Origin of the sequence: Streptomyces sp. NPDC088246 (assembly GCF_044741025.1) — a bacterium.
Lineage (GTDB): Bacteria > Actinomycetota > Actinomycetes > Streptomycetales > Streptomycetaceae > Streptomyces.
This window is the reverse complement of record NZ_JBIURV010000074.1, coordinates 21,246-27,245: the sequence shown is the minus strand read 5'-3', so window position 1 is coordinate 27,245 and position 6,000 is coordinate 21,246. Positions and strand designations below refer to the sequence as shown.

The 6,000-nt window shown below is 69.8% G+C and carries 9 protein-coding genes; 6 read left to right on the top strand and 3 right to left on the bottom strand.

Going from position 1 to position 6,000, the window contains the following annotated elements:
- Positions 1-162: 162 nt before the first annotated feature.
- Entirely contained in the window at positions 163-966 is an 804-nt protein-coding gene (locus tag ACIPEK_RS42540) for a HEAT repeat domain-containing protein (protein WP_402007724.1), read from the top strand.
- On the opposite strand, the gene ACIPEK_RS42535 is transcribed toward ACIPEK_RS42540, so the two are convergent.
- A complete protein-coding gene (locus ACIPEK_RS42535) occupies positions 891-1,358 on the bottom strand; it encodes an ATP-binding protein (RefSeq protein ID WP_402007722.1) in 468 nt (155 codons plus the stop codon). The two genes, ACIPEK_RS42540 and ACIPEK_RS42535, sit on opposite strands and share 76 nt — an antisense overlap.
- 151 nt (positions 1,359-1,509) lie before the next feature.
- On the opposite strand from ACIPEK_RS42535, the gene ACIPEK_RS42530 reads away from it, so the two are divergent.
- The 5 genes from ACIPEK_RS42530 to ACIPEK_RS42510 all read left to right on the top strand — a co-directional run bounded on the left by ACIPEK_RS42530 (position 1,510) and on the right by ACIPEK_RS42510 (position 4,477).
- Positions 1,510-2,295 (top strand): Scr1 family TA system antitoxin-like transcriptional regulator, encoded by a 786-nt coding sequence (locus ACIPEK_RS42530; protein WP_402007728.1) that lies wholly within the window; start codon positions 1,510-1,512, stop codon positions 2,293-2,295.
- Positions 2,292-2,546 carry a DUF397 domain-containing protein gene (locus ACIPEK_RS42525; protein WP_402007720.1) on the top strand — a complete coding sequence of 85 codons (255 nt, stop codon included), beginning with the start codon at positions 2,292-2,294 and terminating at the stop codon, positions 2,544-2,546. Before ACIPEK_RS42530 ends, ACIPEK_RS42525 begins: the two co-directional genes overlap by 4 nt.
- A 23-nt stretch (positions 2,547-2,569) precedes the next feature.
- Positions 2,570-3,229: a 1,4-alpha-glucan branching protein gene (locus tag ACIPEK_RS42520; RefSeq protein ID WP_402007718.1), complete on the top strand. Its 660-nt coding sequence runs from the start codon at positions 2,570-2,572 to the stop codon at positions 3,227-3,229.
- Between the two features lie 63 nt (positions 3,230-3,292).
- Positions 3,293-4,084 (top strand): DUF4253 domain-containing protein, encoded by a 792-nt coding sequence (locus ACIPEK_RS42515; protein ID WP_402007716.1) that lies wholly within the window; start codon positions 3,293-3,295, stop codon positions 4,082-4,084.
- Positions 4,085-4,132: 48 nt separating this feature from the next.
- Complete coding sequence (locus ACIPEK_RS42510) at positions 4,133-4,477, top strand: hypothetical protein (protein ID WP_402007715.1); 345 nt, start codon at positions 4,133-4,135, stop codon at positions 4,475-4,477.
- A 42-nt stretch (positions 4,478-4,519) separates the two neighbouring features.
- Here ACIPEK_RS42510 and ACIPEK_RS42505 read toward each other — a convergent pair whose 3' ends face one another.
- Together ACIPEK_RS42505 and ACIPEK_RS42500 are read right to left on the bottom strand one after the other, a co-directional pair.
- The gene (locus tag ACIPEK_RS42505; protein WP_402007714.1) at positions 4,520-4,858 is read right to left on the bottom strand and encodes a hypothetical protein; all 339 of its coding nucleotides are present in this window, start codon (positions 4,856-4,858) and stop codon (positions 4,520-4,522) included.
- A gap of 534 nt (positions 4,859-5,392) precedes the next feature.
- Entirely contained in the window at positions 5,393-5,974 is a 582-nt protein-coding gene (locus ACIPEK_RS42500; RefSeq protein WP_402007712.1) for an RICIN domain-containing protein, read from the bottom strand.
- Between the last annotated feature and the right edge of the window lie 26 nt (positions 5,975-6,000).

Genomic DNA, 6,000 nt, shown 5'->3' with positions numbered 1-6,000 from the left:
TCAACTTCACCTCCTCGATCTCCTCGACACCGACATCGGACAAACCCGCTGGCCACAGACCTGAAACGGTGACCCGCGAAGTCCGGGTCTAGGGCTAATGCCGTGACCGGCAATGTTTGCGACGGGGCAAAGCTTGCCGGGAGGGGCACTAGCATCGGCCGCATGGCGATGTTCGTGCACCTGACAGCTTCGGCGAACGCGGCGCGCATCCGCCGTTCCGGGATACGGGCCGTCAGCCACGGCCGCGAAGCATCACTGCCACGGGGCCTCTACTGCTTCCCCGTCCTGCCCTCGTACACCCTCACGCACCAGTGGCTGCGCGAACTGGCCAGGCAAGGCGGCCCGCGCGGTCTCGTCGCCGTGCACATCCGCCTGCCGGACGACGAACCCGTCACCGTGGGCCGCTACAACACCGACCCCGCAACCACCACGGCCGCCGAAGCCGTCCGCCGCGTCGCCGCCCTGGACGACCCACGCGGCTGGGAGGTGTTCGTCCCCAGGACCGTCACCAGGCGCGAAGTGCACCGCATCCGCGCGGTCAGCCAGGTCACCGGCTGGCGGTACTTCCCCGACTCGAACGGCAAGACGCCCTGCACCTGCTTCGGTTGCCGGGTGCGCGGCGAATACGGCTCACAACGCCTGCGGCAACGCCGCCCGCACCCCCTCGACGGCCCCGCCCCCGCCTCCCCGGTCCTCCTCCGCCGGATCGCCGCAGCGGGAAACCCCGGCGCCCCGGCCCAACTCACCGAGACACTCCGCTGGTTCGGGATGCGCCGACGCGGACCGGTCGACCAACTGGCCCACCTCGCGGACCACCCGGACCCACAGGTCCGCGTGGCCCTGGTCGAGGCGGTCGCCCGCTGGTCGGCACCGGGTGTCGGCGTGCTCCTTCAACGTCTCTCCCAGGACCCCGACGCGGATGTCCGAGAGACCGTCGAGTTCGCCACGCCCGAGCAGGAGCCCTGACCGAACTCGCACCACACCACCTTGCCCGGGTCCCGCTCCCCCACCCCCCACACATCCGCCAGCGCCGCCACGATCACCAGCCCGCGCCCCGACTCCCCGTCCGGCTCCCGCACACCCGGCTGCCCGTCCCCGCTGTCGTGGACCTCGACCCGCAGCAACTTCCCGTCCTCACGCAGCAGCAGCCGCACCCGATACCCCCGCCCCGGCGGCACCCCGTGCACCAGCGCGTTGGTGGCCAGCTCGCTCACACACAGCAGTACGTCATCCAGCCGCGCACCGAACCCCCAGTCGGTGACAGCTCCTCGTACGAACTCCCGAGCGGCAGGCACCGATCGGCGTTCGCGCCGGTAGGACCGCTCACGCAGCAGCGAGAGTTGCATCGTCTCGTTCATGGGACGAGAGTCACACTCTGTGACTACGCTGCCGCAGTATGCGCACCCGTACAGATTTCTTGTACGGGTCGTGCGCGCGTGACGTACGCATGTAGGTGGGAGTTCGATCTGTATGCACCCCAGGAAGCGGCAGCGCAAGAACGCGTCGGCAATGAAACTCGTGGGCAAACTGGTCGGCGTGTTCCGCGTCGCGGCGGGCCTGACACAGGCCCGGCTCGCGGACCGGGTGGGCCACCAGGTGGAGACGATCGCCTCGATCGAGCAGGGCAGACGCGCACTGCTGCCGGAACTGGCCCGTCGATTGGACGAGTTGCTGGAGACCAAGGGAGCGCTGGAGACGGCGGTGGGCAACATGCCGGAGGTGGACCTGATCCCGGCGTGGGTCGAGCAGTACCTGGATCTGGAACAGGAAGCCCTGGCGCTGTCCTGGTACGACAACCAGGTGCTCCCCGGACTTCTCCAGACGGAGGCCTACGCCCGAGCCGTCTTCCGTAACCGCGTCCCGGTCTTCGGTGAGGACGAGATCGCCATCCAGACCACGGGCCGCCTTGAGCGTCAGGAAATCCTGCACCGCACCACGCCCCCGACCATCAGCTTCGTCGTCTGGGAACCGGTCCTGATGCTTCAACTCCTGGACAACGAGGGGCATGCGGAGCAGCTGCGCCACCTTCGGGCGTGTGCCGCGCTCCCCGGCATCTGCCTCCAGGTCCTCCCACTGAACAGCCGCACCCACGCGGGACTAGCCGGCCCCTTCACCCTGCTGGAGACGCCGGACTTCCAGCACGTCTCCTTCTCCGAGACGCAACGCGGCAGTGTGCTCATCTCCGACCCCGACGAGGTCAGCATCCTCGCCCAGAAATATGCGATGCTGCGAGCCCAGGCCCTCAGCCCCGAAGACACCGTGGGCCTGTTGGACCGTCTGCTGGGAGAGCTATGAACAGCACCGCACTTGAGTGGTTCAAGTCGAGCTACAGCAGCGACGAAGGCGGACAGTGCCTCGAAGTCGCCTGCGAATGGCGCAAGTCGAGCTACAGCGGCAGTGAGGGCGGGCAGTGCGTCGAAATCGCCGCACACCCCGCCGCCATCCACATCCGCGACTCCAAGAACCCCGACGGCCCCACCCTCACCGTCGCGCCCACCACCTGGACGGCCTTCGCCGGCTTCGCCGCCGACCGGCGACTCGTCTGAACCCACCGGAGGGATACCACCGCATGGCTGTCATCCACCGCACCACCCTGACGCCCACCAAGCTGGAGCTCCTCGCCACCTGGCTGCCCGCGCAGCCCTGGTACCGCGGCAAGGGCCGGCAGCCCGAGCTGGCCAGGACCGGCGGATTCCGGCTGGACGACCCGGAGGGCGAGGTCGGGATCGAGTTCATGGCGGTCACCGACACGTCGGGGGACCAACCGGTCACGTACCAGGTGCCGTTCAGCTACCGCGGCGCACCGATCGCGGGTGCCGACCAAGCACTCATCGGCACGACCGAGCACGGGGTGCTGGGGCAGCGGTGGGTGTACGACGGGACGCGTGACCCGGTCCTCGTCGCCCAGTTGCTCGCGCTGATCGTCGGCGAGGCCGAGCCGCAGATGCAGAGTACGAGCGACACCCCCGACCCCTCCGTCACCGGTTGGTTCGCGGAGGCCGGCGCCACGGCGGCGATCGCCTCCACGACCGTGAGCGACGACCCGAGCGGTACGGACATCCTGGTGGAGACAGCCGACGGACGCCGGCTGACCATCCACATCAACCGTGTTCTCCAGCCCGGCCAGGACACCGAGGGGCAGGCACTCGGCCACGTCACGGCAGACGCGCCGCTCCCCGACGGCACCAGTGCGCGCACCGCGTTCGTCGTCGTTCACGCACACCCGTAGTCCAAGGCCCGCGCCACCGGCCGCACCCCACCGCTGTCAGTGGCCGCGTCTAGAGTCGCGGTCATGGCGACGCTCCCGAATCCGCTCCCGTCCCTGACCGCGTCAGGGCTCCAACTCCCGCCCGGCTCACTGGTGGACGCCACGATCGACGGCGTGTGGCACGAACCGCTGCTCTGGTGCGCCGACGAGCCCGCGTCCCACGGGACGTGGGCCGGTCTCCGCGATGCGGGACGGCCGGTCGGGCTCATTCCCGTCCTGATCGACGGCGGGAGACGCAACCAATGGCCCGACACCTGGGACCTCGCCCCGGACAGGACGTCGTACCCGGGTGATCACGACGCCGAGGAGGTGCTCGGCGAGTACTGGGCGGACTGCGCACCCGAAGAACTCGACGCGGCCGACGGCGAGTGGCCTGGCCTCGCGCCCACCCCGGCCGCCGACGGACGCGACGGCCCGGACAAACTGGCGGCCGAGATCGCGGAGGAGTGCGTCGGCCCGGACGGCTGGTACCCCGGTACCCGAGCGGCGCTCGTCCCGGCCCGGCGCAGCGCGGACATCCCGGCGGCGATCGGCTGGTCGGGACCGGTCAACTACGAGGACGACATGGCCCGGCTCTGCGCCGTGCTCCGCTCCTGGGAGGACCGCTTCGGCATACGGGTCGTGGTGCTCGGCTTCGACACCCTGACCGTGTCCGTCGGACGCCCGCCCACCACCCTCGCCGAGGCACGGGCGCTCGCCGCCGAGCACTTCGCGTTCTGCCCGGACAACATCAACCAGAACCCGCCGTACGACCTGGATGTGTACGCCGAGAAGATGGTGCTGAACCAGGAGACCTGGTCGTTCTGGTGGGACTGAGTACGACAACTCATGCGGCGTCCCCGGACTCCGAGTTGACTCGTACGCATGCCCGAAGAAGTCACTGACACCCGCCCGTCGCGCACCTGGATCGCTCCGCTGATCTCCACGGTCGTGACGCTTCCGCTGGCCTTCTTCACCCTGGTCTTCGGCGCGCTCTCGTCGATAGCCTGCGAGTACTGCGAGGAGGCCGAGGCCCACCGGTTCGGCACCAGCTTCGATGGCGCGTGGGCGGTGCTCACCGTCGGCCTGGTGCCGGCGCTGATCACCCTGGTCGCGAGCTGGGTGCTCAGCAGGCGCAGGCCACCGGCCGCTCTCGCCCTCGCCGTGCTCGCGCCGAGCGTCGTGTTCTTCGCGTGGGTGACGTTCATGGTCCTGGTCGACTGGCCCTGAGCCTCCAGAGGCGTACCGATGCCCGCTCGGACAGCTGCGGCGTCAGGGGACCTTGAGCAGGTCGCGGAGTTCGCTCACGTAGGCACGGACATCACGTTCGATGGCGGGCTCGGTGACGCCGTCCGGGGTGACGGCTGAGCCATGGGTGACCTGGCGGCAGGGGCGGCAGAGGCCGTCGGGAAGCGCATCGGGGCGGCCGGGGGTGCCGCACCGGGTGCACTCGACCATGACGCGGCGGGCGGGGACGACGGGGGCTTCCGGGGCGACGGGCAGGACGGGTGGGATCTTGTCGTTGAGCCGACGGCGCAGGAATCCGACGGGCGAGTCGACCTGGGCGGGAAGTCCTGCAGTGAGGGCCTGGGTGAGGTAGTCCGTGCTCACGCCGCGTGCAAGCCATTCGGTGGCGCCGTCCCTCCAGTGCCTCGCAGTCGACGGCGGAGAGGGCCAACCTGTGGTCCATGCGACCGAGTTGGGCCAGGGCCAGGTACGCGGGGGACGGATGAGCGGGTGAGGGATATCTCGATTCCGGCTGTGGGAGTGCGGCCCCGGCGGGCGCGGGCCCCGCTTCGGGCTGGGGCGTTGCGACCGGCAGGGGGCCGGAAGCGACCCGTCGCCAGCGGCCCCAGGCGCCGGAACCAGACACTCCGTGGGCGCCCGGCGCGGCAGGGATGTGATCGTCGACGGTTCAAGCCCGGGCTCAGCCCCGACCCCGGCCCGGCTGTCCTCGGCGGCGAGGTAGTCGGCCCACCATTCGTTGTCGCGCGCGGTGCGGACACTTCTCTGCGTTGCGCGGGGGTTGTCGCGCCGAAAGCTGTAAATACACCGGATGACCGTCGAGAGGTTGAGTCAAAAAGAGCCCCCGCCCGTCCCGGCATCGGGACGGGCGGGGGCTCACCGGCCGGGCGCGGCCGAGGATCAGTCCAGGTTCCAGGCCGCGTCGTTGGGGGCGATCCGCCACAGCCGGTCGGAGCTGGGGTACGCGGTGTCGAGGTGCAGGGAGTCCCAACTGCCGTCGTTGTAGCGGTTCAGGGCGATGGCGACGTTCTTGTTGACCTTCGGGCGCCACATCCACCACCCGGTGTGCTTGCCGTCGGCCCTTTCGCCCCTGAGGATCCACTTCTGCAGGTCGGAACCGTCGCAGGTCCGCACAACGACGGTGGTGCCGCGCTCGGCAGTCGCGGAGGCGGGCTGGAGGCACTTGTTCGCCGCCCTGTTCCGGTACACGGTGGTCCAGGAACCGGCCTCGTCCGCGCCCCAGGTCGAGTCCGCGTCCCACGCCTCCGTGCTGTACTTCCACGCCGGGCTGCGCAGGGTGATGGCGGTGTTGCCCTCACCCGTGCCGTCGCCGTACAGGGCCAGGCGCCCTCCGCTCATCTTGTTGATGAGGTCCCGGTTCGGGTCCACTCCGGCGGAGGCCGTGGTGACCCCGAGCGTGAGCGTGCCGACAACAGCGATCGTGACGCCCAGGACGACGCGGGGGAGATAGCGATGTGCCATGTAGGAATCCTGCTCTCGTGAGTCCG